The sequence below is a fragment of the Streptomyces sp. NPDC051051 genome, assembly GCF_040682975.1.
Taxonomy (GTDB): Bacteria; Actinomycetota; Actinomycetes; order Streptomycetales; family Streptomycetaceae; genus Streptomyces.
In genome coordinates this window covers 73,258-99,099 of sequence record NZ_JBFBCB010000011.1, presented here as the reverse complement: position 1 = coordinate 99,099, position 25,842 = coordinate 73,258, and the positions used below count along the sequence as shown (strand labels likewise).

Below are 25,842 nucleotides of genomic sequence, written 5' to 3'. Positions count from 1 at the left end.
AGGAACGCTGCATGCCTGGCATCACGCGCGAGGAGGTCGCCCACCTCGCCCGGCTGGCGCGTCTGGAGCTGAAGCCCGAAGAGCTCGACCACTTCGCGGGACAGCTGGACGACATCATCGGCGCGGTCGCCCGCGTCAGCGAGGTCGCCGACCAAGACGTACCGCCGACCTCGCACCCGCTCCCGCTGACCAACGTCATGCGCGCGGACGAGGTCCGTCCGTCGCTCACCCCCGAGCAGGCGCTCTCCGGCGCCCCGGCCCAGGAGCAGCAGCGTTTCAAGGTGCCGCAGATCCTGGGGGAGGACTAACCGCAATGACGGACATCATCAAGCTCACCGCGGCCGAGATCGCCGCGAGGATCGCCTCCGGTGACCTCACGGCCGTCGAGGTCACCGAGGCCCACCTGGCCCGCATCGAGGCCGTCGACGAGAAGGTGCACGCCTTCCTGCACGTCGACCGCGAGGGCGCGCTGGCCCAGGCCCGCGCCGTCGACGAGAAGCGGGCCCGCGGCGAGAAGCTCGGCCCGCTCGCCGGCGTCCCCCTGGCGCTCAAGGACATCTTCACCACCGAGGGCATCCCGACGACCGTCGGCTCGAAGATCCTCGAGGGCTGGATCCCGCCGTACGACGCGACGCTCACCAAGCGGCTGAAGGCCGCCGACGTGGTGATCCTCGGCAAGACCAACATGGACGAGTTCGCCATGGGGTCCTCGACGGAGAACAGCGCGTTCGGCCCCACCGGCAACCCCTGGGACCTCACCCGCATTCCCGGCGGCTCCGGCGGCGGTTCCTCCGCCGCCCTCGCCTCCTACGAGGCCCCCCTCGCCATCGGCACCGACACCGGCGGCTCCATCCGCCAGCCGGCCGCCGTCACCGGCACGGTCGGCGTGAAGCCGACGTACGGCGCGGTGTCCCGCTTCGGCATGGTCGCCTTCTCCTCCTCCCTCGACCAGGGCGGGCCCTGCGCCCGCACGGTCCTGGACGCGGCCCTGCTGCACGAGGTGATCGCCGGGCACGACCCGCTGGACTCGACGTCGATCGACGCACCCGTCCCGCCGGTCGTCGAGGCCGCCCGCAACGGCAGCGTGGCGGGCATGCGCGTCGGCGTCGTCAAGCAGTTCCGCGGCGAGGGCTACCAGGCCGGCGTCATCCAGCGGTTCGACGAGTCCGTCGCGCTGCTGAGGGAACTGGGCGCCGAGATCGTCGAGCTGGACTGCCCGTCCTTCGACCTGGCCCTGTCGGCGTACTACCTGATCGCGCCCTCCGAGTGCTCCTCCAACCTCGCCCGCTTCGACGGCCTGCGCTACGGCGTCCGCACCGGCGACGACGGCACGCGCTCCGCCGAGGACGTGACCTCCCTCACCCGTGAGGCGGGCTTCGGCCCCGAGGTCAAGCGCCGCATCATGCTCGGCACGTACGCCCTGTCGAGCGGCTACTACGACGCCTACTACGGCTCCGCCCAGAAGGTCCGCACGCTCATCACGCGCGACTTCGAGAAGGCCTTCGAGCAGGTCGACGTGATCGTCTCGCCGACCACGCCCACCACCGCCTTCCCGATCGGCGAGCGCGCCGACGACCCGATGGCGATGTACCTGGCCGACCTGTGCACCATCCCCACCAACCTGGCGGGCAACGCGGCCATGTCGCTGCCCTGCGGTCTCGCCCCCGAGGACAACCTCCCCGTCGGCCTCCAGATCATCGCCCCGGCGCTGAAGGACGACAGGCTGTACAAGGTCGGCGCCGCCGTCGAGGCCGCCTTCGTGGAAAGGTGGGGGCACCCGCTGCTCGAGGAGGCTCCGTCGCTGTGAGCAAGACACTGTCCAAGGCCAAGGGCTTCAAGAAGTCCAAGTCCGGTCTCTACGTCTCGATGGCCACGTCGGCCTTCGGCGTGATCGGCGTCGTCAAGCAGATCAGGAAGGCCCGGACCGACAGCGACACGCTGCGGTTGCTGGACGCCGTCGTGACCGGCGCGGCGGTCGTCACCAACCTGGCCATTCTCTACCGCGAGCTGAAGCGGCTGGGCGACGACGACGTCCTGCTGGGCTGAGAGGGAAGTTTCACCGTGACCACCACGACCGACCTGGTGTCGTACGAGGACGCACTGGCGTCGTACGACCCCGTCATGGGCCTCGAGGTCCACGTCGAACTCGGCACCAAGACCAAGATGTTCTGCGGCTGTTCGACCGAGCTGGGTGCCGAGCCCAACTCGCAGACCTGCCCGGTCTGCCTCGGCCTGCCCGGCGCGCTCCCCGTCGTCAACGCGACCGGCGTCGAGTCCGCGATCAAGATCGGTCTCGCGCTGAACTGCGAGATCGCCGAGTGGTGCCGTTTCGCCCGGAAGAACTACTTCTATCCGGACATGCCGAAGAACTTCCAGACCTCCCAGTACGACGAGCCGATCGCCTTCAACGGCTACCTCGACGTGCAGCTGGAGGACGGCGAGACCTTCCGGGTGGAGATCGAGCGCGCCCACATGGAGGAGGACACCGGCAAGTCGACCCACGTGGGCGGCGCGACCGGCCGCATCCACGGCGCGTCCCACTCCCTGCTGGACTACAACCGCGCTGGCATCCCGCTCATCGAGATCGTCACCAAGCCGATCGAGGGCGCCGGGGAGCGTGCCCCCGAGGTGGCCAAGGCCTACGTCCGTGAGCTGCGCGAGGTCATCAAGGCGCTCGGCGTCTCCGAGGCCCGCATGGAGATGGGCCAGATGCGCTGCGACGTGAACCTGTCGCTGCGCCCGCACGGCACCGAGAAGTTCGGCACCCGCTCGGAGACGAAGAACGTCAACTCGCTGCGGTCCGTGGAGCGCGCGGCCCGCTTCGAGATCCAGCGGCACGCCGCCGTACTGGGCGGCGGCGGGGCGATCGTGCAGGAGACCCGGCACTTCCACGAGGACACCGGGTCGACGACCTCGGGCCGCGTGAAGGAGGAGGCCGAGGACTACCGGTACTTCCCGGAGCCGGACCTGGTGCCGGTGGCCCCCTCCCGCGAGTGGGTCGAGGAGATCCGCGCCGGTCTGCCCGAACTGCCGCTGGTCCGCCGCAACCGCCTGGTGGCGGAGTGGGGCATCTCGGCCACGGACATGCAGGCCATCCTCAACGCCGGTGCGCTGGACCTGATCGTCGCCACCATCGACGCCGGTGCCGACGCCGCCTCCGCCCGCAAGTGGTGGATGGGCGAACTGGCCCGCAGCGCCAACGAGTCCGGCACGGCGCTGGACGAACTGGCCATCACGCCCGAGCAGGTCGCCCGCGTCGCCGAACTGGTGAGCAAGGGCGACCTGAACGACAAGCTGGCCCGTCAGGTCATCGAGGGCGTCCTCGCGGGCGAGGGCACCCCGGACGAGGTCGTCGACAAGCGCGGGCTGAAGGTCGTCTCCGACGACTCGGCGCTCGGCACGGCGGTCGACGAGGCCATCGCCGGCAACCCGGGCGTCGCCGACAAGATCCGCGGCGGCAAGGTGGCCGCGGCCGGTGCCCTGGTCGGCGCGGTCATGAAGGCCACGCGCGGCCAGGCCGACGCGGCCCGCGTCAAGGAGCTGATCCTGGAGAAGCTGGGCGTCAGCGAGGGCTGAGCCCGGACCCCGGCCCCCGGGGGGGATGCGCCGACCCGGGCGCATCCCCCTTCTCCGTCTCCGGGACCGAGGCGCTACGCTCGCCCGCCATGAGTGGACGTACCGACTCCGACACCCAGGACGGCATACGGACCGACGCGACCGAGGCGCACGACATGCCCCATCCCGACCCGCTCGCCGAAGACACCGGCGCGGACGACTCCGACGCCCGGGAGCACGACGCCCGGGAGCACGACGACGAGCACGACGACGAGCACGCCGGTGAGGACGCCCGGCGGGCCCGCTGGACGGCGGCCGGCACCGGCGCCCTGCTCACCCTCGCCGGGTTCGCCGCGGCCCTCCTGCGCCTCACCGGCTCCGCCCCGGCCCTGGTGCCCGCCGCCTACGCCCTGGGTGCCGCCGTGTGCGCGCTCGCCGCGCTGCTGGGCTCCCGCGGCCGCACCCGGCGCGCGCTGTGGCTGCTGATCGTCGGGGTGATGGTGATGGCCGTCGGCGACCAGTCGGACTGACGGGGGCACGGGACCGGCCCGGCCGGGCGGGCCTCGCCGGACGGCGGGCGTTCACCGCAGTGCGCCGTCACCTTCCCGCGATATTTCTCGCTTTGCTGTGAATAAGCCCACGAACCGCTCAAACGATCATCCATGCCTGCCAGAGTGACCTTGATTCGCTCATGCGTTCTTTGCGGGCTGTTCCTTTCGCGTACGGATGTTCCCGGTCAAAGATCCCCATAGTCCCCGGGAGCACGTTTCGTGGCAGCCCTTGCACAATGGTGTGTCCGGCATCGCCTCCTCGCGGTCCTGCTCTGGCTCCTCGCCCTCGGCGGGACGGCCGGCGCCGCCGTGATCGCGGGATCGTCGTACTCCAACGACTACGACGTCCCCGGCACCGAGTCCGGCCGGGCCGCCCGGCTGCTCGCGGAGGGTTTCCCCGGCCTCGGCGGTGACAGCGACACCGTCGTCTGGCGCACCGACTCGGGCACCGTCCGCGCCGCCGCCGTCGAACAGACCATGACCCGCACCCTCGCGAGGATCGCGGACCTCCCCGGCGTCGCCTCCGTCGCCGGCCCCTACGACGATCAGGGCGCCGACCGGATCAGCGGCGACGGCCGCACGGCGTACGCCACCATCACGTTCGAGGACAGCGCCGAGAACATCGACCGGGGCGAGGCGCGGGCCGTCGTCGACACCGCCGCGTCCGCGCGGACGGAGGGGCTCCGGGTGGAGCTGGGCGGCAGCGCCGTCGCGCTCACCGAGTCCTCCGGCGGGCACCTCGCCGAGGTCGTCGGCGTGGCCGTCGCCGCCGTCGTGCTGTTCCTCGCCTTCGGCTCGCTCGCCGCCTCGCTGCTGCCCATCGCCACCGCCCTGGTCGGCGTCGGCACCGCCTACGCGGGGATCGTGCTGCTGGGGCACGCCATGACCGTCGCCGACTTCGCGCCCATGCTGGGCATGCTCGTCGGCCTCGGGGTCGGCATCGACTACGCGCTGTTCATCGTCACCCGGCACCGGCGCGGACTCAAACGCGGGCTGCCGGTCGCCGAGGCCGCCGCGAACGCCGTCGCCACCACCGGCCGGGCCGTCGTCTTCGCGGGCGCGACCGTGTGCATCGCGCTGCTCGGCATGCTGATCCTGCGCCTGGACTTCCTCAACGGCGTGGCGATCGCCGCCTCCCTGACCGTCGTCCTGACGGTCGCCGCCTCCGTCACCCTGCTGCCCGCCCTGCTGTCCTTCATCGGCCCGCGCGCCCTCAGCCGCCGCGAACGGCGCCGCCTCGCCGAACACGGGCCCGAACCCGAGCTGCCGGCCGGCTTCGCCGCCCGCTGGTCGGCGTTCGTGGAGCGCCGGCCCAAGCTGCTCGGCGCGCTGGCCCTCACCGTGATCGCCGGGCTCGCCCTGCCCACGCTCTCCCTCCGCCTCGGCACCTCCGACCAGGGGAACAGCCCCGAGTCCACCACCACCCGCCAGGCCTACGACCTCCTCTCCGAAGGCTTCGGCCCCGGCGTCAACGGCCCGCTGACCCTGGTCACCCGCGTCGCCGGCGCCGAGGACCGGCTCGCCCTGGACAACCTCGACGCCACCCTGCGCGGCACCGAGGGCGTGGCCGCGGTGGCCCCGGTGACCTACGGGGCGGGCGGAGACACCGCGTACCTCACCGTCGTACCGGAGTCCGCGCCGCAGTCGGGACGGACCAGCGACCTCGTCGACCTGCTGCGCGGCGAGGTGCTGCCGAGGGCCGAGGCGGGCACCTCCCTCGACGTGCAGGTGGGCGGGGTGACCGCCGGCTACGACGACTTCGCCGAGGTCATCGTCGGCAAGCTGCCGCTGTTCGTCGGTGTCGTCGTCGGCCTCGGCTGCCTGCTGCTCCTGCTCGCCTTCCGCTCCGTCGGCATCCCGGTCAAGGCCGCAGTGATGAACGTGGCCGCCGTCGCCGCCGCCTTCGGGGTCGTCGTCATGGTCTTCCAGTGGGGCTGGGGGAGCGAGGCGCTGGGCCTGGGCCGGGCCGGGCCGATCGAGCCCTTCCTTCCCGTGATCATGGTCTCGGTCCTCTTCGGACTCTCCATGGACTACCAGGTGTTCCTGGTCAGCCGGATGTACGAGGAGTGGCTGGGGACCGGCGACAACCGGCGGGCCGTGCGCGTCGGACTCGCCGAGACCAGCCGGGTGATCAACTCCGCCGCGGTCATCATGATCTCCGTCTTCCTCGCCTTCGTCCTCAGCGGCGACCGGGTGATCGCCATGTTCGGCATCGCGCTGGCCGCCGCCGTCGCCCTCGACGCGTTCGTCCTGCGCACCCTCCTCGTGCCCGCACTGATGCACCTGCTCGGCAGCGCCAACTGGTGGCTGCCCCGCCGGCTCGACCGGTGGCTGCCGCGGATCAGCATCGAGCCTCCCGAATGCCGGGCCGCCCATGAGAGGCTCACCGGGGCCGTGGCGGAACTGGAGAGGGAGCGACAGCCGGATGTACGCGATACCGCTGGGTGACGGGGCCGAACTGCGGCCCCTGGAGCCCTGGCACGACGAGGAGTTCCTGACGCACCTGGAGCGCGGGCGGGAGTTCATCAACCAGTACATCCCGTTCGCCGCCAAGGCCACCGACGTGCCCGGGGCGCGCGAGGTGCTCCAGCGGTACGCCGACATGCGCGCCGCCGACACCGGTTCGCTGCACGGCATCTGGCTGGCGGGCGAGCTGGTCGGCGGCGTGCTCTTCCTCAACTTCGACGCCGGGCAGGCCAACTGCGAGGTCGGCTGCTGGCTCGAGCCCGCCGGAACCGGGCGCGGCCTCGTCACGCGCGCGATGCGGGTGCTCATCGACCACGCCGTCGAACAGCGCGGCATCCACCGCGTCGAGTGGGTCGCCTCCGCGGGCAACGTACCCAGCCTCAACGTCGCCCGGCGGCTCGGATTCACCCGCGACGGCGTCCGCCGCGAGGCCTACCCCTACCGCGGGGTGCGCCACGACCTGGAAGTGTGGTCCGTGCTGGCCCACGAGTGGCGGGCGGCACGCGCGCGTGCCGCTCACAGCGATCGTTAAGGAACCTCTCAGAGAGCGTCCGTACGGTGCGGGACATGGGAACCAGGACAGTGGACGAGACCGGTGCCGGCACGGGCGCCGAGGCCGCCGAGGCGAAGCGCGACGAGGAGACGGTGGACGTCACCGGGACCGACGCGAAGGACGGGGCGACGCCGGCCTCCGCGCCCGCCGACGGCGTGCGGGACGGCGAGGGCGGCGACGACAGCGACGGCGAGGACGGCGGGGCCCGCCAGGAGGGGGAGGACGGCGACGCCGTCGAGGAGAGCCGCCCGGCCGTCGGCCTGGGCGCCGGCGCCGTCGTCTCCGCCGCGCTCGGCCTGGTGTCGCTCAGCGGCGGCTGGATCGGGACCGTCGCCTCCGCGCGCCAGACCCTGGTCGGCCAGCTGGAGACGTCGTCGACCGCGAGCGTCGCCCACCAGATCCAGGCCGTCTACGGCGACGCCTGGCAGACCACCGCCCTGTGGGCCGGCCTGTTCGCGCTGGCCGCGCTCGTCACCGGCGTCGTGGTGCTGGCCCGGCCCGCCTTCGGTGCTCCCGGCAGGGTGCAGGCCCCCTGGATCAAGTCCGTCGCCTGGGCGGGCGTCACCCTGGGCGTGATCGGCCTGCTCCTGGCCGTCCTCAAGTACACCGACGCCCTGCTCGGACTGCCGTCCGCCGGTTGAGCCGGCGCGGTTCACGAGGGGTCCCAGGACGGCCGGTAAGCACCTTACGGCCGTACCGGGGGCCCCTCCCGCGCGTCTAAGGCCCCGCCCGGACCCGAAGATGCGGAACTCTCCCGATGCGGCGGACCCCCCTGGGAGACGAAGGTCGAGGCATCGAGAGCGTCGCGGTGAGCGGCGCCGGATCCACCGACCTTCAGGGGAAGTCCACCATGTACGAGTACGAACTCCAGCAGGCCCGTTCCGCCGAACTGCTCCGCCGCGCCGCGGACGAGCGGTTGGCCCGCGAGGTCGTCCGCAGCCGCCGCGCCGCCCGCCGGGAGGCCGCGGAGCGGGCCGCCCGCACCGCGACCCCCGAGAGCGAACCGCATACCCACCGCCCCCGTCGGCCGCGGTCCGCCCGGACCGCGTGAACACCGGGGCACGGCAGGGCGGCCGCACGGGGGTCGGCCGCCCTCCCACGCCCACGACCGGACCGGTGACGGCGGTCGTCGGGCCGGCGACGACCACCTCGCCGGCGCCGCCGACCGCGACCGCGCCGCCGATAACGACTGGGCCCCCCTCGCACCGCCGTGCGATGCTCGCCCCCGTGGAGAACAGGTCCGTCAGCCCCGTCTTCGTCGGCCGCACCGACGAGTTGGACACCCTGAACGACGCGCTCGACCGCGCCGCCGCGGGGGAGCCGCAGGCCCTGCTGATCGGCGGCGAGGCCGGGGTCGGCAAGACCCGGCTCGTCGAGGAGTTCGCCACCGCCGCCGACCGCCGGGGAGCCGTCGTCGCGCTGGGCGGCTGTGTCGAGATCGGCGCCGACGGGCTGCCCTTCGCCCCCTTCTCCACCGCGCTGCGCGCCCTGCGCGGGGCCCTGCCGGACGACCTGGCCGCCGCCGCGGCCGGCCAGGAGGGGGAACTCGCCCGGCTGCTGCCCGAGGTGGGGGAGACGGGCGGAGGCCGCCACGACGAGGAGAGCATGGCCCGCCTCTTCGAACTCACCGCCCGTCTCCTGGAGCGCGTCGCCGCCGACCGCACCGTCGTGGTGGCCCTGGAGGACCTGCACTGGGCCGACGCCTCCACCCGCCACCTCCTCTCCTACCTGCTGCGCACCCTGCGCACCGGCCGCCTCGTCGTCCTCGCCACCTACCGCTCCGACGACATCCACCGCCGCCACCCGCTGCGCCCCCTGCTCGCCGAACTCGACCGGCTGCGCACCGTCCGCCGCCTCGAACTCGCCCGCCTCACCCGCGAGGAGGTCGGCCGCCAGATCGCCGGCATCCTCGCCGCCGAACCCGATCCCGCCCAGGTCGACGCCATCTTCGAACGCTCCGACGGCAACGCCTTCTTCGTCGAGGAACTCGCCGTCGCCGCCCACGAGGGCTGCTGCACCGGCCTCACCGACACCCTGCGCGACCTGCTCCTGGTCCGCGTCGAGGCGCTGCCGGACAGCGCCCAGAAGGTCGCCCGGATCGTCGCCGAGGGCGGCTCCACCGTCGAGTACCGGCTGCTCGCCGCCGTCGCCCGGCTCACCGAGGACGACCTCATCGAGGCCCTGCGCGCCGCCGTCGGCGCCAACCTCCTGCTCGCCGCCCCCGGCGGCGACGGCTACCGCTTCCGCCACTCCCTGGTCCGCGAGGCCGTCGGCGACGACCTGCTGCCCGGCGAACGCTCCCGCCTCAACCGCCGCTACGCCGAAGCCCTGGAGGCCGACCCGACGCTGGTGCCCGCCGACGAACGCGTCACCCGCCTGGCCAGCTACTGGTACCACGCCCACGACCCGGCCAAGGCCCTCCCCGCCGTCCTCGACGCCTCCGTCACCGCTCGCTCCCGCCACGCCTACAGCGAGCAACTGCGGCTCCTGGAACGCGCGATGGAACTCTGGGACGCCGCCCCCGAGGACGTACGGCACCGGCTGCGCCCCCTCGACTACGCCGAGGCCTATCCCGCCTGCGGCTGCGATCCGGACACCGCCCCGCTGCGCTACCTCGACCTCATGGCCGAGGCCGCCGTCGCCGGCCGCCTGTGCGGGGAACGCGAACGCGCCCTGAAGATCACCAAGCGGGCGCTGCGCCTCCTGGCGGACGAGGACGACCCGCTGCGCACGGCCTGGTTCTGGGTGCAGCGCTCCCGGCTGACGCGCTCACTGGGCCGTGGCAGCGGCCGGGAGGAGCTGACCACCGCACAGGACCTGGTGCGCGGCCTGCCGCCCAGCGAGGTGCACGCCGAGGTGCTCACCCATGTCGCCAACTGGACCATGCTGCACGCCCCCGGACCCGACGCCTACGCCGCCGCCGAGCACGCCGTGGAGTACGCCCGCATGGTCGGCGTCCGAGAGATCGAACTCGACGCCCGCCAGATCCTCGGCGTCCTCATGGTCGACGCCGGCCACGTCGAGACCGGCCTCACGGAGCTGTACGACGTCAAGGGCCGGGCGCTCGCGGAGGACATCCCGTCCGTCGCGCTGAACGCCTACGTCAACCTCCCCTCCGAACTCGAAGCGGTCGGCCGCTCCGGCGAGGCCCTGCCGATCCTGGAGGAGGGCGTCGCCTACGCGCGACGGCACGGACTGTCCGAGACGGAGGCCTGGATCTGGGGCAACCTCGCCGAGTCCCTGCTGTCGCTCGGCCGCTGGGACGAGGCGGACCGCGCCTGCGCCACCGTCGCACGCATCGGCCAGGGCGTGGGCATCCGGGGCGGTCACGCCTCCCTGCGGGCCGAACTCGCCCTGCACCGCGGCGACCACACCGAGGCCGGACACCAACTGGCGCTGGCGCAGGGGTTCTTCGGTTCCCACGGCCGCGCGCCCCAGCACGACCTCCCCCTCACCCGCCTCGCCATCGCCCTCGCCGCCGCCGAGGGCCGCCTCCCCGACGCCCGCGCCCACCTCACCCGCGCCCTCGACCTGGGCTTCCCGCCCGGCGCCCAGCGGTACGCCTGGCCCCTCCTCCTCACCGCGACCGCCGCCGAGGGCGACGCCCGCGGTCTGCCCGCCGCCGAACGGGGCCGCGCCGAACTCCTCGCACGTGTCCGGGAGGCCGCGAAGAAGATCGTCGCCGTCGTCCCCGTCTGGCGGGCCCACGAACTCTGGCTGCGCGCCGAACTGCTGCGCGCCGAGGGCCGCGGCGGTCCGCAGGACTGGGCGGCGGCGGTCGCCGCCTTCGAGACGATGGAGCGCCCCTACGACCTCGCCCGTACCCGGTACCGCCTGGCCGAGGCCCTGCTGACCGAGGGCGGTGACGACGAGCGCGACCGCGCGGCCGAGCTGCTCCGCCTCGCCCACGCCGTCGCCGCCCACCTCGGCGCCCGTCCGCTCGGCGACGCCGTCGGCCGGCTCGGCCGGCGCGCCCGGCTGCCCCTCACGCCCGGTCCCCGCCGGGCCCCGGCCGCCACCGACCCCGTCGAGGCCCTCGGCCTCACCGGCCGGGAGCGCGACGTCCTGCGCCTGGTCTCGGCCGGCCGCACCAACCGCCAGATCGCCGAGGCACTCTTCATCTCCCCGAAGACGGCGAGCGTGCACGTCTCCAACATCCTGGCCAAACTCGGCGTCTCCGGACGGGGCGAGGCGGCGGCGGTGGCCCACCGGCTGGAACTCTTCCCGGCCGACGCCCTCCAGGCGCCGCCCGCGCGGTGAGGCGTACGCCGGCGGGAACCGGCAGGGGAGGCGCCGTGTCCACCGTGCTCGACGAACTGTTCGCACCCGACCGGGGGCACACCGGCGACGAGCAGAACCGGCTGGAGCCGACCAGGGAGGACGTCGGCGACGCCGGCCCCGGACACGGGCCGACGGACCTCGCGTCCGGAAAGGCCGTCGTGCGACCGCCCGATCCCGCGGACGGGGCGGACGCGGCCCCGCCGCAGGAGCCCCGCGGCTGAGAGCGAGGCCCCGGGCGCCCGCACGCCTCAGCTCACCTCCAGCTCCAGGATCCGGTCGTCGCCCTTCTTCGGCGTGCCCCGGCCGTCGGTGTTGCTGGTCGTCACCCACAGCTTGTCGCCGCCCGCCGCCACCACGGTCCGCAGCCTGCCGTAGTCGCCCTCCAGGAACGCCTGCGGGTCGGCCGACGCCGTCGTGCCCTTCAGCGGGACGCGCCACAGGCGCTGCCCCCGCAGACCCGCCAGCCACATCGAGCCCTCGGCGTAGGCGACACCACTGGGCGAGGCGTCGTCGGTGCTCCACTGGGCCACCGGATCGCGGTACTTCGCGTCGCCGGACCTGCCCTCGGCCTCCGGCCAGCCGTAGTTGCCGCCCGGCACGATCGCGTTCAGCTCGTCCCAGGTGTTCTGGCCGAACTCGGCCGCGAACAGGCGCTGCCTGGCGTCCCAGGCGAGGCCCTGCACATTGCGGTGGCCGTACGAGTACACGGGGGAGTCGGGGAAGGGATTGCCCGTGGCCGGCTCGCCCTCCGGGGTCAGCCGCAGGATCTTGCCGCCCAGGGAGTCCCTGTCCTGGGACAGACCCTGCTGTCCGCTCTCGCCGGTGCCCACGTACAGCATCCGGTCCGGGCCGAAGGCGATGCGCCCGCCGTTGTGGATCATGCCCTTGGGGATGCCCCGGAAGACTGTGTCCGGCGCGCCCAGCTGGTCGCCGGCGGGCCGGTCGGCGTCGTACAGCATGCGCACGACGCGGTTGTCGGACGCCGAGGTGAAGTAGGCGTAGACCATGTGGTCCGAGGCGTAGTCCGGGGAGAGGGCGATGCCGAGCAGGCCGCCCTCACCGGCCGCCGAGACGCCCGGCACCTCGCCCAGCTCGGTCTTCCTGCCGCTGTCCGTGTCGACCAGGGTGATCGTCGCCCGGTCACGGGAGGCCACCAGCAGGCCGCCCTCGGGGAGCGGCGCGAGGCCCCAGGGGGTGTCGAGCCCCTCGGCGACGGTACGCACCACCTCGACCGTGCCCTTCGCGGGCGGGGTCTCCTCGGCCGCCGGTGGGGAGCCCGCGGCCGTGGGGCTGGCCGACAGGCTCGGGGCGGCCCCCGGGGCCCCTCCGTCGTCCGAGGAGCAGCCCGCCGTCAGCAGGAGCACACTCGCGGCCAGTACGGCCGTCACTGCGCGACGTTGCACGATCTTGGTCCCTTCGACACGGCGGTCCAGCGGCAGGTTCTCCTTGTCATACACCGCTCGCGCCCCACGGGTTCCCGATCTCCGGAACCCGACCCGGCGACGGCCCCGACTCCTGTGAGCCCGGCTTCCGCGAGCCTCCGCCCGCCCCGCGGCCGGCTCACGGACTCAGTCCCACGAGCCCTGGGCCGCCGGCAGCGCCGCCACTTCGGCCAGGTCCCGCCCGGTCAGCCGCAGCCGGGCCGAGCCCGCGTTCTGCGCCACCCACCGCTCCTGCTTGGCCCCCGGTACCGGCACCACGTGCCGGCCCTGCGCCAGCACCCAGGCCAACGCCACCTGCGCGGCCGTCACGTCCTCGCCGTGCCGGGCCGCCACCCGGCGCAGACCGACGACGATCGGCTGGTTCGCGGCCATCATCTCGGCGGTGAACCGGGGGTGCCGGGCCCGCATGTCATCGCGTTCGAAGCCCTCGCCGGGGGTCAGCGTGCCGGTGAGGAAACCATTCCCCAGGGGCATGGCCGCGAGGAAGCCGATGCCGCGCGCCTCGCACCACGGCAGCAGCGCGTCCAGCGCCTCCGGCGACCACACCGACAGCTCCGCCTCCACCGCGCTCACCGGGAAGACCTGCTGCACCCGCAGCAGCTGCCGGATCGTCGCGTCGTACAGCCGACCGCCCGCACGGCGCCCGCCGCGCGCGCCCACCGCGCACAGCCCCAACGCCCGCACCTTGCCCGCCCGTACCAGGTCGGCCATCGCGCCCCAGGTCTCCTCGACCGGGACCTCGGGATCGGCGCGGTGCAACTGGTAGAGGTCGATGACGTCCGTCTGGAGCCGCCGCAGGGACGCGTCGCACGCCCGTCTCACGTACCCGGGGCGGCCGTTGGCCACGACGTGCTGGTCGCCGACCAGCAGCCCCACCTTCGTCGACACGAACGCGTCCCCGCGCCGCTCCTTCAACACCCTTCCCAGCAACAGCTCGTTGGTGAACGGCCCGTACATGTCGGCGGTGTCCAGCAGGGAGACGCCCAGGTCCAGCGCCCGGTGCAACGCCCGCAGCGACTCGTCGCCCCGCTGCCGCGACCCGCTGTACCCCCAACTCATCGGCATGCACCCGAGTCCGACGGCCCCCACCGCGAGCGCCGCCGCGCCGATCGTCCTGCGCTCCACCTGCTCGTGACCCTCCCTCGCCCGGCCCACAAACCTAACCTCTGCACGCGCGCGTGCCTGACATAGCCTCCTGACCATGACTGCTGACGTGTGGCTGCCCATTCCGCCGGACGAGATCGAAGGACTCCCCGAGGGGCTCAACCCCCTCTTCTGGGACGGGGGCCCCGACGGAGAGCAGGAGTTCCCCGGCGACCCCGCCGACTGCGTCTTCTACGTGGTGCCCTACATGAAGCGGCAGCACGTGAAGGTGCGCCCGCTGGCGGAGCTGCGCCGGGTCCGCGTCGTCCAGACGCTCACCGCCGGCGTCGACGACGTCACCGCGCGCCTGGCCGACCTCCCGCCCGGCGTGCGGCTGTGCAACGCGCGCGGGGTGCACGAGGCGAGCACCGCCGAACTGGCGCTCACCCTCACGCTGGCCTCCCTGCGCGGCATCCCGAAGTTCGTGCGCGCCCAGGAACAGGGCCACTGGCAGGGCGAGTTCCACCCCGCGCTCGCCGACCGGAACGTCCTCATCGTCGGGTACGGCGCGATCGGCTCGGCGATCGAGGACCGGCTCGTGCCGTTCGAGGTCGCGCGGGTGGCGCGCGTCGCGCGCTCCGCGCGCGCTACGGAGCGCGGCCCCGTGCGCCCACTCACCGAACTGCCCGCACTGCTGCCCGAGGCGGACGTCGTCATCCTCTCCACGCCCCTGACCGAGACCACGCGCGGCCTGGTGGACGCCGACTTCCTCGCCCGGATGAAGGACGGCGCGCTGCTCGTCAACGTCGCCCGCGGCGCGGTCGTCGACACGGAGGCCCTGCTCACCGAGCTGGAGAGCGGCCGCCTCACCGCCGCCCTTGACGTCACCGACCCCGAACCCCTGCCCCCGGGGCACCCGTTGTGGCGGGCACCCGGCGTTCTGATCAGCCCGCACGTCGGCGGGCCCACCTCCGCCTTCCTGCCGCGCGCCAAGCGGCTGCTGGCCGACCAGTTGGGCCGGTTCGTGAACCGGGAGCCCCTGCGCAACGTGATCCTCACGACGGGCGCCGCCGACGAGGCGTGAGGACCACGGCACGCGCGCGACGCGTTCCGGGCACCCTCCGCAGTCCCCCGGACGCGTTCCGTACGGGCATAGTCGCTGCTCGTCACTGAGCGTAGAGAAGCTATGTCCCTGAGTGACGATCCTGGTGTATCGTCCCGACAGGGGCTGCGCCGCGCACCGTTCGGCGCCGGGGTTGGACATCTCAGACTGTGAGGGGGGCGACGGGCGATGCACGGCCTATGGACGAACGACCCGACGCGGCGGAGTCGCCGCCGACGACCCTGTTGCACGGCCAGGCGCGCGAGCGATGGCCCCACCGGTCGCCGAAGTCGGCACGGCGGGCGTCACCGCCGCGGGCACGGCGGCCACCGTACTCACGCGCACCCGGCGCACCGGGGCGTGCGGGACGCGGGAGCGGTACGGACCGGGAGGCCCCGGTGAGTTCGCCGCCGACCTCCACGACCCTCCTCGACGGAGCGCTGCGGACGCAGGCCCCGAAGGGAACGCCGCCCGCCAAGCCGCCGTCCCCCGGCGGCCCCGGATCGAACACGGTCCACCAACTCCTGCTGGCCCTGATCTGCGCGGGATACGCCGTCGGCTCCGCGTTCGGCTGGGGGTCCGACCGCGTCGCGCTCATCATGGGCGACTTCGGACTGTCCGCGGCCGCGACCGCCGCCTCCGTGTCCTGCTTCCTCTACGGGCGCACCCGCCGCGTCCGCCTGCGCCCGGCCTGGCTGCTGTTCTCGTTCTCCTCGGCGATGGCGGCCCTGGGCAATCTGGTCTGGGGGTGGTACGAGGTCGTCCTGGAGCGTCCCGTGCCCAGCCCCAGCTACGCCGACGTGTTCTTCCTGTGCTTCGCGCCGCCCGCGATCGTGGGCCTGCTGGTGCTCGCCGCCCGGCCCGTGACCAAGGCCGGCTGGGTCTGCCTCGCGCTCGACGCCTGGCTGATCGCCGGCTCGCTGCTCACCCTCTCCTGGAGCCTCGCGCTCGCCCAGGCCGCGGAACTCGACGGGCCCAGCGTGGCGCACGCGGCGCTCACCCTGGCGTATCCGCTGCTCGACATCGCCCTGGTCAGCATGGTGCTGGTGCTGCACTTCCGGCGCTCGCCCGTGAACCGCACGCCGGTCAACACCGCCGTCAGCGCCCTCGCGCTGACCGTGATGTGCGACGCCCTGTTCACCTCGCCGCTGATGCACAACAACTACCGTTCGGGCCAGCTCCTCGACGCCGGCTGGTTCGCCGGCTCCCTGCTCCTCGCCTACGCCCCCTGGGCCGCCGGCCGGCACCGCCGGGCGAGCGCCGCGGGGTACACGCGTGTGGTGCACGAGCACCTGCCCGGACAGCGCACGGGCGGCCGGCAGGCCCGGCCGCCCGTGCGGACCCCCGCGCGGGGAGCCGACCCGAGCCGCTTCCCGGGCACCCGCCCCATCACCGGCTCCCTCGCCGCCCTCACGCCCTATCTCGCCGCCGCCGTCTGCACCCTGGGGATCCTCTACAACGTCCTCAACGGCCGCAGCGTCGACCGGGTCGTCCTCCTCACCGGCGGCGCCGTGGTGCTGGCCCTCGTGGTGCGCCAGGGCATCATGCTGCTCGACAACATCACCCTCACCCAGGAACTGGCCCAGAAGGAGAACCACTTCCGCTCCCTGGTGCAGGGCTCCAGCGACGTCATCATGATCGCCGCCCCCAGCGGTGTGCTGCGCTACGTCTCCCCGGCCGCCGCCGGCGTCTACGGACGCCCCGCCGAGGACCTGGTGGGCACCGAGCTGGCCGACCTCATCCACCCGGAGGACCTGGGGTGCGTGGTGCACGAGGTGCGCCGCTTCCTGGCCGCCGACCCCCAGGAGGAACCCACCACCCGCATCGAGTGCCGCTTCCGCTCCGGCGACGGGGGCACCTCCCGCTCGAGCGCAGCCGGGAGCGGGGGAGGCTGGCTGAACGTCGAGTCCACCGTCAAGCGGCATTACGGCGGCCTGATCTTCAACAGCCGGGACGTGACCGAGCGGGTGCGCCTCCAGGCCCAGCTCCAGCACAACGCCGAGCACGATCCGCTCACCGACCTGCCCAACCGCGCCCTGTTCACCCGGCGCGTGCAGCAGGCGCTCTCCGGCCGCCGCAGTTCCGACCGGGGCACCGCCCTGCGCAACACCGCGGTCCTCTTCATCGACCTCGACGGCTTCAAGGCCGTCAACGACACCATCGGCCACCAGGCCGGTGACGAACTCCTCGTCCAGGCCGCCCGCAGGCTCCAGGACGCCGTCCGGCAGGGGGACACCGCCTCCCGGCTCGGCGGTGACGAGTTCGCCGCTCTGATCGTCGGCGACGGCACCCGCGACCGCGGCGCCCACGAGGGCCACATACTGGAACTCGCCGACCGGCTGCGCATCACGCTCTCCCAGCCCTATCTGATCGACGGCAACGAGGTGCGGGTCGCCGCCTCCATCGGGGTGGCCTTCGCCGAGGCGGGGTTCGGCGCCGGCGAACTGCTGCGCAACGCCGACCTCGCGATGTACCGGGCCAAGGCGGCCGGCAAGGGCCGGGTCGAGCTGTACAAGCCGCAGATGCAGCAGGACGTCGTACGGAAGGCGGCGCTGGCGACGCGGTTGCGGGCCGCGTTGCACGACGGCGAGTTCGCGCTGCTGCACCAGCCCGTGGTGCGGCTGGAGGACGGCCGGATCTCGTCGGTCGCGGCGCAGCCCCGATGGCGGTCCTCCCAGGGCGTGCTGTTCACCCCCGCCGAGTTCCTCCGGGTGGCGGACGAGGGCGACCGGACCGCCGAGCTGGGCCGCTGGGTGCTGGAGCAGGCCGTCGAGCAGGCCGCCGACCGCACCGCGAGCGGGCTGAACGTACCGGTGGTGGTCCAGGTGGGCGCCCGGCGCCTGCTGGACCGCTCGCTGCCGCCGCGGTCCGTCGAGGCGCTGCTCACCCGGCACGGGCTGCCGTCCGGCTCGCTGGTGATAGAGCTGTCCGACATCGATGCCGGGGTGGCGCTGGAGGAGCTGGAGCGCCGGCTCGCCGCGCTCAGGCGCCTCGGCGTCCGGATCGCGCTGGACGGCTTCGGCGGCGGCGTGGCCATAACGGCCCTGCGCCGGCTCCCCGTGGACGTACTGAAACTCGACCGCGCTCTGGTCGAGGGGGTCGTGGAGTCCGCGCGCCTGCACAAGATCACCAGTGGGCTGCTGCGGATCGCCGGCGACCTGGGGCTCCAGTCCGTGGCCGAGGGTGTGGACCTGCCGGAGCAGGTCGTCGCCCTGCGCGCGATGGGCTGCACGCACGGGCAGGGCATGGCGTTCGCCGGGCCGCTCGACGAGTACCGGCTGCGCAGGGCGCTCGGCCGGGGCAGCTGTCCGCTGCCGCACGGACCCGCCGAGCCCGCGTTCGCCGGGGGCGGCGCGGGGGTGTACACCGGGGGCGTGCCGGCGGTCCTGGGAGGCGGAGGCCGCGGTGGCGGCACGGCCCTCCGTTCACATGATGAGACCCCCGTCCCACCCACTTGACAGTCGGTGCGTGCCGGGGGGAGGGTCAATGCCATGCGCACCCGAATTCTCGTACTTGGACAGCGCGTCGGCTGAGCTGGGACCCACCGGAGGACGATCCGGAATCCCCAGCGACCACACCGGCGCGCTCCCCTCGCTTGCCTTTCGGCACGAGGGGTTTTTTGTTGCACCAGCACCTGCCGTCCAGCAGTCCGACACCGCACGAACCTCGCAAAAACCCTCAGCATCGAGAAGAGAATGCCGATGACCGAGCAGGCCACCGGGGCCCATCACCCGCAGCCGCGGCCCCGATCCGGAGGACAGCACTCCGCGTCCGTCGAGCACGTGACGGGTGCGCAGTCCCTCATCCGTTCTCTCGAGGAGGTCGGCGCCGACACGGTATTCGGCATTCCCGGCGGCGCGATCCTTCCCGCCTACGACCCGTTGATGGACTCGACCAGGGTCCGTCACGTCCTGGTCCGTCACGAGCAGGGCGCGGGCCACGCCGCCACCGGCTACGCGCAGGCCACCGGCAAGGTCGGCGTCTGCATGGCGACCTCCGGCCCCGGCGCCACCAACCTGGTCACCCCGATCGCCGACGCGCACATGGACTCGGTGCCGCTGGTCGCGATCACCGGCCAGGTCGCGTCCAAGGCGATCGGCACGGACGCCTTCCAGGAGGCGGACATCGTCGGCATCACCATGCCGATCACCAAGCACAACTTCCTCGTCACCAAGGCCGAGGACATCCCGCGGATCATCGCGCAGGCTTTCCACATCGCCTCCACCGGCCGCCCCGGCCCGGTCCTGGTCGACATCGCCAAGGACGCCCTCCAGGCGAAGACCACCTTCTCCTGGCCGCCCATCATGGACCTGCCCGGCTACCGCCCGGTGACCAAGCCGCACGCCAAGCAGATCCGCGAGGCCGCCAAGCTGATCACCGCCGCCAAGCGGCCGGTCCTCTACGTCGGCGGCGGTGTCCTCAAGGCCGGCGCCACCGCCGAGCTGAAGGTCCTCGCCGAGCTGACCGGCGCGCCCGTCACCACCACGCTGATGGCGCTGGGCGCGTTCCCCGACACCCACCCGCAGCACCTGGGCATGCCCGGCATGCACGGCTCGGTGGCGGCCGTCACCGGACTGCAGAAGGCCGACCTGATCGTCGCCCTCGGGGCCCGCTTCGACGACCGCGTCACCGGCAGGCTCGACAGCTTCGCGCCGTACGCCAAGATCGTGCACGCGGACATCGACCCGGCCGAGATCGGCAAGAACCGCGCCGCCGACGTGCCGATCGTGGGCGACGCCCGCGAGGTCCTCGCCGACCTGATCCAGGCCGTGCAGAAGGAGCACACCGAGACCGGTCCGGGCGACTACAGCGCCTGGTGGAAGGACCTGAGCCGCTGGCGCGAGACCTACCCGCTGGGCTACGACCAGCCCGCGGACGGCTCGCTCTCCCCCCAGCAGGTCATCGAGCGCATCGGGCAGCTCGCGCCCGAGGGCACGGTGTTCGCGGCGGGCGTCGGCCAGCACCAGATGTGGGCCGCGCACTTCATCAAGTACGACAAGCCCGCCACTTGGCTGAACTCCGGCGGCGCCGGGACGATGGGCTACGCGGTCCCGGCCGCGATGGGCGCCAAGGCGGGCGTCCCCTCGAAGACCGTCTGGGCGATCGACGGCGACGGCTGCTTCCAGATGACCAATCAGGAACTGACCACCTGCGCCCTGAACAACATCCCGATCAAGGTCGCCATCATCAACAACGGCGCCCTCGGGATGGTCCGCCAGTGGCAGACCCTCTTCTACAACCAGCGCTACTCCAACACCGTGCTGCACAGCGGCCCGGACGCGGACGGCGCCGCGGCGCCGAACGCCGGCACCCGCGTCCCCGACTTCGTGAAGCTGTCGGAGGCCATGGGCTGCTACGCGATCCGCTGCGAGTCCCTGGACGACCTGGACAAGGTCATCGAGGAGGCGAACTCCGTCAACGACCGCCCGGTCGTGGTGGACTTCATCGTCCACGAGGACGCGATGGTGTGGCCGATGGTCGCCGCCGGCACCTCCAACGACGAGATCATGGCCGCACGGGACGTCCGCCCCGACTTCGGCGACAACGAAGACGACTGAGCGAGGAAGACCCAAGAGACATGTCCAAGCACACGCTCTCCGTCCTGGTGGAGAACACGCCCGGCATCCTCGCCCGGATCGCCGCCCTGTTCTCCCGCCGCGGCTTCAACATCGACTCGCTCGCGGTCGGCGTCACCGAGCACCCCGAGATCTCGCGCATCACCATCGTGGTGAACGTGATCGAGGAACTGCCGCTCGAACAGGTCACCAAGCAGCTCAACAAGCTCGTCAACGTGCTGAAGATCGTCGAGCTGGAACCCGGATCCGCCGTTCAGCGCGAACTCGTTCTGGTGAAGGTGCGCGCCGACAACGAGACGCGCTCGCAGATCGTCGAGATCGTCCAGCTGTTCCGCGCCAAGACCGTGGACGTCTCCCCGGAGGCCGTGACCATCGAGGCCACCGGCGGCAGCGACAAGCTCTCCGCCATGCTCAAGATGCTGGAACCGTACGGCATCAAGGAGCTGGTCCAGTCCGGCACGATCGCGATCGGTCGCGGCTCCCGTTCGATCACCGACCGCTCCCTGCGCGCACTCGACCGGTCGGCGTAACGACGGTATACGGGCGGCCGACACCGGCCGCCCGTATACCGAGACCCCGAAACTTCCCTTCCCCCCGCCGTCATACGGTGGGACGCAACACCCGCACACCAAGGAGAGAACCCAAAGTGGCCGAGCTGTTCTACGACGCCGACGCCGACCTGTCCATCATCCAGGGCCGCAAGGTCGCGGTCATCGGTTACGGCAGCCAGGGCCACGCCCACGCCCTGTCGCTGCGCGACTCCGGTGTGGACGTGCGGGTCGGTCTGCACGAGGGCTCCAAGTCCAAGGCCAAGGCCGAGGAGCAGGGCCTGCGGGTGGTGAGCCCGGCGGAGGCCGCCGCCGAGGCCGACCTCATCATGATCCTGATCCCGGACCCGATCCAGGCCCGGGTCTACGAGGAGTCCATCGCCCCGAACCTGAAGGACGGCGACGCGCTGTTCTTCGCGCACGGCTTCAACGTGCGCTTCGGCTTCATCAAGGCCCCGGCCGGCGTGGACGTCGCCCTGGTCGCGCCGAAGGGCCCGGGTCACCTGGTGCGCCGCCAGTACGAGGAGGGCCGCGGCGTCCCCGCGATCGCGGCCGTCGAGCAGGACGCGACCGGCGGCGCCTTCGCGCTGGCCCTGTCGTACGCCAAGGCGATCGGCGGCACCCGCGCCGGTGTCATCAAGACCACCTTCACCGAGGAGACCGAGACCGACCTGTTCGGTGAGCAGGCCGTGCTGTGCGGCGGCACCTCGGCGCTGGTCAAGGCCGGCTTCGAGACCCTGGTCGAGGCGGGCTACCAGCCGGAGATCGCCTACTTCGAGTGCCTGCACGAGCTGAAGCTGATCGTGGACCTCATGTACGAGGGCGGCCTGGAGAAGATGCGCTGGTCGGTCTCCGAGACCGCCGAGTGGGGCGACTACGTCACCGGTCCGCGCATCATCACCGACGCCACCAAGGCCGAGATGAAGCAGGTCCTCGCCGAGATCCAGGACGGCACCTTCGCCCAGCAGTGGATGGACGAGTACCACGGCGGTCTGAAGAAGTACGACGAGTACAAGACGGCCGACTCCGAGCACCTGCTGGAGACCACCGGCAAGCAGCTCCGCAAGCTGATGAGCTGGGTCGACGAGGAGGCGTAAGCCTCACGCCGGGGGCCGGAGCGGACCGCTCCGGCCCCTTCGGCTGACCCCGGGTAATGCCGTGTGCCATGGTGTTGTCCAACCAGTCCAGCCACGGACGGGTGATCCTTCCGCAGAGGCGCAAGACGCTCCTCGTCGCGGCACTACACTGCTGCACTAATACGCGTCAGGCCCACAGCGTCGTGCGTCTTCCACGCGGCTAGCCCCTCCTCCGCCTGCGGCCGTCGGGACGGCCGTCCGCACGCGCCCCCATAGCCTGGAGGGCATGGGAGGTGCCTCCATGACTTGTGAGGACTCACGTGAGCTCGAAACCTGTCGTACTCATCGCTGAAGAGCTGTCGCCCGCGACCGTGGACGCGCTCGGCCCGGACTTCGAGATCCGGCACTGCAACGGAGCGGACCGAGCCGAACTGCTCCCGGCCATCGCCGACGTCGACGCGATCCTGATCCGCTCCGCCACCAAGGTGGACGCCGAGGCGATCGCCGCGGCCGGCAAGCTGAGGGTCGTCGCGCGAGCCGGCGTCGGCCTGGACAACGTGGACGTCTCCGCCGCCACCAAGGCCGGCGTGATGGTCGTCAACGCCCCCACCTCCAACATCGTGACCGCCGCCGAGCTGGCCTGCGGCCTCCTGCTCGCCACCGCCCGCCACATTCCGCAGGCCAACGCCGCGCTGAAGAACGGCGAGTGGAAGCGGAGCAAGTACACCGGCGTGGAGCTGGCCGAGAAGACGCTCGGCGTCGTGGGCCTCGGCCGCATCGGCGCGCTCGTCGCCCAGCGCATGTCCGGCTTCGGCATGAAGGTCGTCGCCTACGACCCCTACGTGCAGCCCGCGCGCGCCGCGCAGATGGGCGTCAAGGTCCTGTCGCTGGACGAGCTGCTCGAGGTCTCCGACTTCATCACCGTCCACCTGCCCAAGACCCCCGAGACGGTCGGCCTGATCGGCGACGAGGCGCTGCGCAAGGTCAAGCCGAGCGTGCGCATCGTCAACGCGGCCCGTGGCGGCATCGTCGACGAGGAGGCGCTGTACTCGGCGCTGAAGGAGGGCCGGGTCGCCGGCGCCGGCCTCGACGTGTACGCGAAGGAGCCCTGCACGGACTCCCCGCTGTTCGAGTTCGACCAGGTCGTCGCCACCCCGCACCTCGGCGCCTCCACCGACGAGGCCCAGGAGAAGGCCGGCATCGCCGTCGCCCGCTCGGTGCGTCTCGCCCTCGCCGGCGAGCTGGTCCCGGACGCGGTGAACGTCCAGGGCGGCGTCATCGCCGAGGACGTCAAGCCGGGCCTGCCCCTCGCCGAGCGCCTCGGCCGCATCTTCACCGCCCTCGCCGGTGAGGTCGCCGTCCGCCTGGACGTCGAGGTCTACGGCGAGATCACCCAGCACGACGTGAAGGTGCTGGAGCTGTCCGCCCTCAAGGGCGTCTTCGAGGACGTCGTCGACGAGACCGTGTCGTACGTCAACGCCCCGCTGTTCGCCCAGGAGCGCGGCGTCGAGGTGCGGCTGACGACCAGCTCGGAGTCGGCCGACCACCGCAACGTCGTCACCGTGCGCGGCACGCTCGGCAACGGCGAGGAGGTGTCGGTGTCCGGCACGCTGGCCGGCCCCAAGCACCTGCAGAAGATCGTCGCGGTCGGTGAGTACGACGTGGACCTCGCGCTCGCCGACCACATGGCGGTGCTGCGCTACGAGGACCGTCCGGGTGTCGTCGGCACCGTCGGGCGCATCCTCGGCGAGGCGGGCATCAACATCGCCGGCATGCAGGTCGCCCGCGCGGCCGTCGGCGGCGAGGCGCTGGCCGTTCTCACCGTGGACGACGCGGTGCCCGCCGGTGTGCTGGGCGAGGTCGCCGCGGAGATCGGCGCGACGTCCGCGCGTGCGGTGAATCTGGTCTGACGTGTGCGCAGGGGTCCGGGGCGGTTGCCCCCGGACCCCTGCACCGGCCCCGGACCGGGCCCTCGTCCTCAGGCTTCCCCGGACCGGCCGAGCGCGCTCGACCGGTCCGGGGTTTCGCATGTCCGCCCGCGCACCTCGGCCCGTCGCAGCGTGACCGCCGCCAGCACCGCGGCACCCGCCAGCAGCACGGCCCCCGTGACCGCCGCCCCCTGCATCCCGCTGGTGAACGCCTCCCGGGCGGCCGTGGCGAGGCCCGGCATCCGGTCGGCCACCGCCAGCGCGCCGCCCAGGGTCTCGCGCGCCGGTCCGGGGGCCGCGGCCGGGATCTCGTGGCGGTAGATCGCGGTACCGACGGAGCCGAGGACCGCCATGCCGAGCGCGCCGCCGAACTCCGAGCCGGTCTCCATCAGGGAGGACGCGGCGCCGGCCCGTTCCACCGGGGCGGTGCCCATCGCGAGGTCCATGATCTGGGACATCACCACCACGCTCCCGACCGCGAGCACCGCGCAGGAGGCCAGCACCAGCCACATCGCGTCCGTACCGGCGAGGGCCAGCAGACCGAAGCCGGCCGCGGCGATCACGAAGCCCGCGGTCACGACGTGGGCGCGGTCGACGCCCCTGTGTACCAGTCGGGTCGCGACCGGTGCCGCCGCGCCGATCGGCAGGGAGGGCAGCAGTGCCCACAGGGCCGCCTCCAGGGCGCTCTTGTCGAGCACGGACTGCAGGTACTGCGTGGTGAAGTACGCCGAGCCCATGATGCCGAACGCCGAGACGAGGTTCAGGGCGACCGAGGGGGCGAAGCCCCGGCCGCGGAACAGGTCCGGGGAGATCATCGGTGCCGCGCAGGTGCGCTGGCGGTGGACGAAGAGGGCCGCGAAGAGCAGGCCGACGGTGATCGAGACGACGTAGCGGACGTTCCAGCCCTCGGAGGGGATCTCCTTCAGGCCGTAGACCACGGGCAGCACGGCGGCCATGGACAGCGGGACGCTCGGCAGGTCGAAGCGGCCGGAGCGGGGGTTCCCGGACTCGGGGAGCAGGAGCGGGCCGAGGACCAGCAGCAGCGCCATGGCGGGCAGATTGACCAGGAAGACCGAGCCCCACCAGAAGTGCTCGACGAGCACCCCGCTCATCACCGAACCGAGCGCGATCCCGGCCGTCATCACGCCGGACCACAGACCGATCGCCTTCGCGCGCTGGCCCGGGTCGGTGAACATCGTGCGGAGCATGGCCGTCGTCGACGGCATCAGGGTCGCGCCTCCGAGGCCGAGGACCGCGCGGGCCGCGATCAGGGTCCCGGCGCTGTTCGCGTACGCCGCCACCAGTGAGGCGGTCCCGAAGGCCGCGGCTCCGATCAGCAGCAGCCGACGGTGGCCGATGCGGTCGCCGAGCGAGCCCATCGTCATGAGCAGGCCCGCCAGGACGAACGCGTAGATGTCGAAGATCCACAGCTGCTGGGTGCCGGTCGGCTCCAGTTCGGCGCTGATCGCCGGGACGGCGAAGTAGAGGACGGAGACGTCCATCGAGACCAGGAGCAGCGGAAGCATCAGCACACCGAGGGCGGTCCATTCGCGGCGCCCGGCGCGGACGCCCGGGGAGGTGCTCGTCGAGTTCGTCATGCCGGTGACTGTACGGACGTATTAAACAAGTGTCTAGAACGCTTGTATTAATCAATCGTCTAGGACGCTTGTATGGACGGCGG

Annotated in this window: 20 protein-coding genes; 17 read left to right on the top strand and 3 right to left on the bottom strand. The window is 72.6% G+C overall.

Annotated features, from left to right (window positions below; all coding sequences use genetic code 11):
- Positions 1 to 11 precede the first annotated feature (11 nt).
- The 11 genes from gatC (at position 12) to AB0N31_RS11480 (ending at position 11,627) form a co-directional block, all read left to right on the top strand.
- The gene (gene gatC, locus AB0N31_RS11530; protein ID WP_018531282.1) at positions 12 to 308 is read left to right on the top strand and encodes an Asp-tRNA(Asn)/Glu-tRNA(Gln) amidotransferase subunit GatC; all 297 of its coding nucleotides are present in this window, start codon (positions 12 to 14) and stop codon (positions 306 to 308) included.
- Positions 309 to 313: 5 nt separating this feature from the next.
- Positions 314 to 1,807 carry an Asp-tRNA(Asn)/Glu-tRNA(Gln) amidotransferase subunit GatA gene (gene gatA / locus AB0N31_RS11525; protein ID WP_366058150.1) on the top strand — a complete coding sequence of 498 codons (1,494 nt, stop codon included), beginning with the start codon at positions 314 to 316 and terminating at the stop codon, positions 1,805 to 1,807.
- Positions 1,804 to 2,046 (top strand): hypothetical protein, encoded by a 243-nt coding sequence (locus AB0N31_RS11520; RefSeq protein ID WP_366058148.1) that lies wholly within the window; start codon positions 1,804 to 1,806, stop codon positions 2,044 to 2,046. Before gatA ends, AB0N31_RS11520 begins: the two co-directional genes overlap by 4 nt.
- Before the next feature lie 15 nt (positions 2,047 to 2,061).
- A complete protein-coding gene (gatB, locus tag AB0N31_RS11515; RefSeq protein WP_366058147.1) occupies positions 2,062 to 3,576 on the top strand; it encodes an Asp-tRNA(Asn)/Glu-tRNA(Gln) amidotransferase subunit GatB in 1,515 nt (504 codons plus the stop codon).
- An 89-nt stretch (positions 3,577 to 3,665) separates the two neighbouring features.
- Complete coding sequence (locus AB0N31_RS11510) at positions 3,666 to 4,085, top strand: hypothetical protein (RefSeq protein ID WP_366058146.1); 420 nt, start codon at positions 3,666 to 3,668, stop codon at positions 4,083 to 4,085.
- A gap of 240 nt (positions 4,086 to 4,325) precedes the next feature.
- Positions 4,326 to 6,554, top strand: a complete 2,229-nt coding sequence (locus AB0N31_RS11505) for an MMPL family transporter (protein ID WP_366058145.1) — start codon at positions 4,326 to 4,328, stop codon at positions 6,552 to 6,554.
- Positions 6,532 to 7,104 carry a GNAT family protein gene (locus AB0N31_RS11500; RefSeq protein WP_366058143.1) on the top strand — a complete coding sequence of 191 codons (573 nt, stop codon included), beginning with the start codon at positions 6,532 to 6,534 and terminating at the stop codon, positions 7,102 to 7,104. Before AB0N31_RS11505 ends, AB0N31_RS11500 begins: the two co-directional genes overlap by 23 nt.
- A gap of 35 nt (positions 7,105 to 7,139) precedes the next feature.
- A complete protein-coding gene (locus tag AB0N31_RS11495; RefSeq protein WP_366058141.1) occupies positions 7,140 to 7,766 on the top strand; it encodes a hypothetical protein in 627 nt (208 codons plus the stop codon).
- A 209-nt stretch (positions 7,767 to 7,975) separates the two neighbouring features.
- The gene (locus AB0N31_RS11490; RefSeq protein WP_366058214.1) at positions 7,976 to 8,176 is read left to right on the top strand and encodes a hypothetical protein; all 201 of its coding nucleotides are present in this window, start codon (positions 7,976 to 7,978) and stop codon (positions 8,174 to 8,176) included.
- Between the two features lie 164 nt (positions 8,177 to 8,340).
- Positions 8,341 to 11,385, top strand: coding sequence for an AAA family ATPase (locus AB0N31_RS11485; RefSeq protein ID WP_366058140.1), 3,045 nt, complete (start codon positions 8,341 to 8,343; stop codon positions 11,383 to 11,385).
- A gap of 35 nt (positions 11,386 to 11,420) precedes the next feature.
- Positions 11,421 to 11,627, top strand: coding sequence for a DUF6191 domain-containing protein (locus AB0N31_RS11480; RefSeq protein WP_366058138.1), 207 nt, complete (start codon positions 11,421 to 11,423; stop codon positions 11,625 to 11,627).
- 27 nt (positions 11,628 to 11,654) lie between these two features.
- On the opposite strand, the gene AB0N31_RS11475 is transcribed toward AB0N31_RS11480, so the two are convergent.
- Together AB0N31_RS11475 and AB0N31_RS11470 are read right to left on the bottom strand one after the other, a co-directional pair.
- Positions 11,655 to 12,809: a PQQ-dependent sugar dehydrogenase gene (locus AB0N31_RS11475; protein ID WP_366058137.1), complete on the bottom strand. Its 1,155-nt coding sequence runs from the start codon at positions 12,807 to 12,809 to the stop codon at positions 11,655 to 11,657.
- Positions 12,810 to 12,974: 165 nt separating this feature from the next.
- A complete protein-coding gene (locus AB0N31_RS11470) occupies positions 12,975 to 13,973 on the bottom strand; it encodes an aldo/keto reductase (protein WP_366058136.1) in 999 nt (332 codons plus the stop codon).
- Between the two features lie 76 nt (positions 13,974 to 14,049).
- Between AB0N31_RS11470 and AB0N31_RS11465 the strand changes: the two genes are divergently transcribed.
- The 6 genes from AB0N31_RS11465 to serA all read left to right on the top strand — a co-directional run bounded on the left by AB0N31_RS11465 (position 14,050) and on the right by serA (position 24,143).
- Entirely contained in the window at positions 14,050 to 15,015 is a 966-nt protein-coding gene (locus tag AB0N31_RS11465) for a 2-hydroxyacid dehydrogenase (protein WP_366058135.1), read from the top strand.
- Positions 15,016 to 15,431: 416 nt separating this feature from the next.
- Positions 15,432 to 18,491 (top strand): EAL domain-containing protein, encoded by a 3,060-nt coding sequence (locus AB0N31_RS11460; protein WP_366058134.1) that lies wholly within the window; start codon positions 15,432 to 15,434, stop codon positions 18,489 to 18,491.
- A gap of 243 nt (positions 18,492 to 18,734) precedes the next feature.
- Complete coding sequence (locus AB0N31_RS11455) at positions 18,735 to 20,591, top strand: acetolactate synthase large subunit (protein WP_366058133.1); 1,857 nt, start codon at positions 18,735 to 18,737, stop codon at positions 20,589 to 20,591.
- A gap of 20 nt (positions 20,592 to 20,611) precedes the next feature.
- Positions 20,612 to 21,139, top strand: a complete 528-nt coding sequence (ilvN, locus tag AB0N31_RS11450; protein ID WP_356562102.1) for an acetolactate synthase small subunit — start codon at positions 20,612 to 20,614, stop codon at positions 21,137 to 21,139.
- 116 nt (positions 21,140 to 21,255) lie between these two features.
- Positions 21,256 to 22,254, top strand: coding sequence for a ketol-acid reductoisomerase (gene ilvC / locus AB0N31_RS11445; RefSeq protein ID WP_366058132.1), 999 nt, complete (start codon positions 21,256 to 21,258; stop codon positions 22,252 to 22,254).
- 299 nt (positions 22,255 to 22,553) lie between these two features.
- Positions 22,554 to 24,143, top strand: coding sequence for a phosphoglycerate dehydrogenase (serA, locus tag AB0N31_RS11440; RefSeq protein ID WP_363091867.1), 1,590 nt, complete (start codon positions 22,554 to 22,556; stop codon positions 24,141 to 24,143).
- Between the two features lie 68 nt (positions 24,144 to 24,211).
- On the opposite strand, the gene AB0N31_RS11435 is transcribed toward serA, so the two are convergent.
- Positions 24,212 to 25,759, bottom strand: coding sequence for an MFS transporter (locus tag AB0N31_RS11435; protein ID WP_366058131.1), 1,548 nt, complete (start codon positions 25,757 to 25,759; stop codon positions 24,212 to 24,214).
- Positions 25,760 to 25,842: the final 83 nt, after the last annotated feature.

Bases quoted from the DNA above. Each gene is read 5' to 3' on its own strand.
- AB0N31_RS11510 (WP_366058146.1), top strand. From the start codon at position 3,666: ATGAGTGGACGTACCGACTCCGACACCCAGGACGGCATACGGACCGAC.
- AB0N31_RS11490 (WP_366058214.1), top strand. From the start codon at position 7,976: ATGTACGAGTACGAACTCCAGCAGGCCCGTTCCGCCGAACTGCTCCGC.
- gatC (WP_018531282.1), top strand. From the start codon at position 12: ATGCCTGGCATCACGCGCGAGGAGGTCGCCCACCTCGCCCGGCTGGCG.
- AB0N31_RS11485 (WP_366058140.1), top strand. From the start codon at position 8,341: ATGCTCGCCCCCGTGGAGAACAGGTCCGTCAGCCCCGTCTTCGTCGGC.
- ilvN (WP_356562102.1), top strand. From the start codon at position 20,612: ATGTCCAAGCACACGCTCTCCGTCCTGGTGGAGAACACGCCCGGCATC.
- AB0N31_RS11500 (WP_366058143.1), top strand. From the start codon at position 6,532: ATGTACGCGATACCGCTGGGTGACGGGGCCGAACTGCGGCCCCTGGAG.
- AB0N31_RS11465 (WP_366058135.1), top strand. From the start codon at position 14,050: ATGACTGCTGACGTGTGGCTGCCCATTCCGCCGGACGAGATCGAAGGA.
- AB0N31_RS11455 (WP_366058133.1), top strand. From the start codon at position 18,735: ATGACCGAGCAGGCCACCGGGGCCCATCACCCGCAGCCGCGGCCCCGA.
- AB0N31_RS11435 (WP_366058131.1), bottom strand. From the start codon at position 25,759: ATGACGAACTCGACGAGCACCTCCCCGGGCGTCCGCGCCGGGCGCCGC.
- AB0N31_RS11495 (WP_366058141.1), top strand. From the start codon at position 7,140: ATGGGAACCAGGACAGTGGACGAGACCGGTGCCGGCACGGGCGCCGAG.
- gatA (WP_366058150.1), top strand. From the start codon at position 314: ATGACGGACATCATCAAGCTCACCGCGGCCGAGATCGCCGCGAGGATC.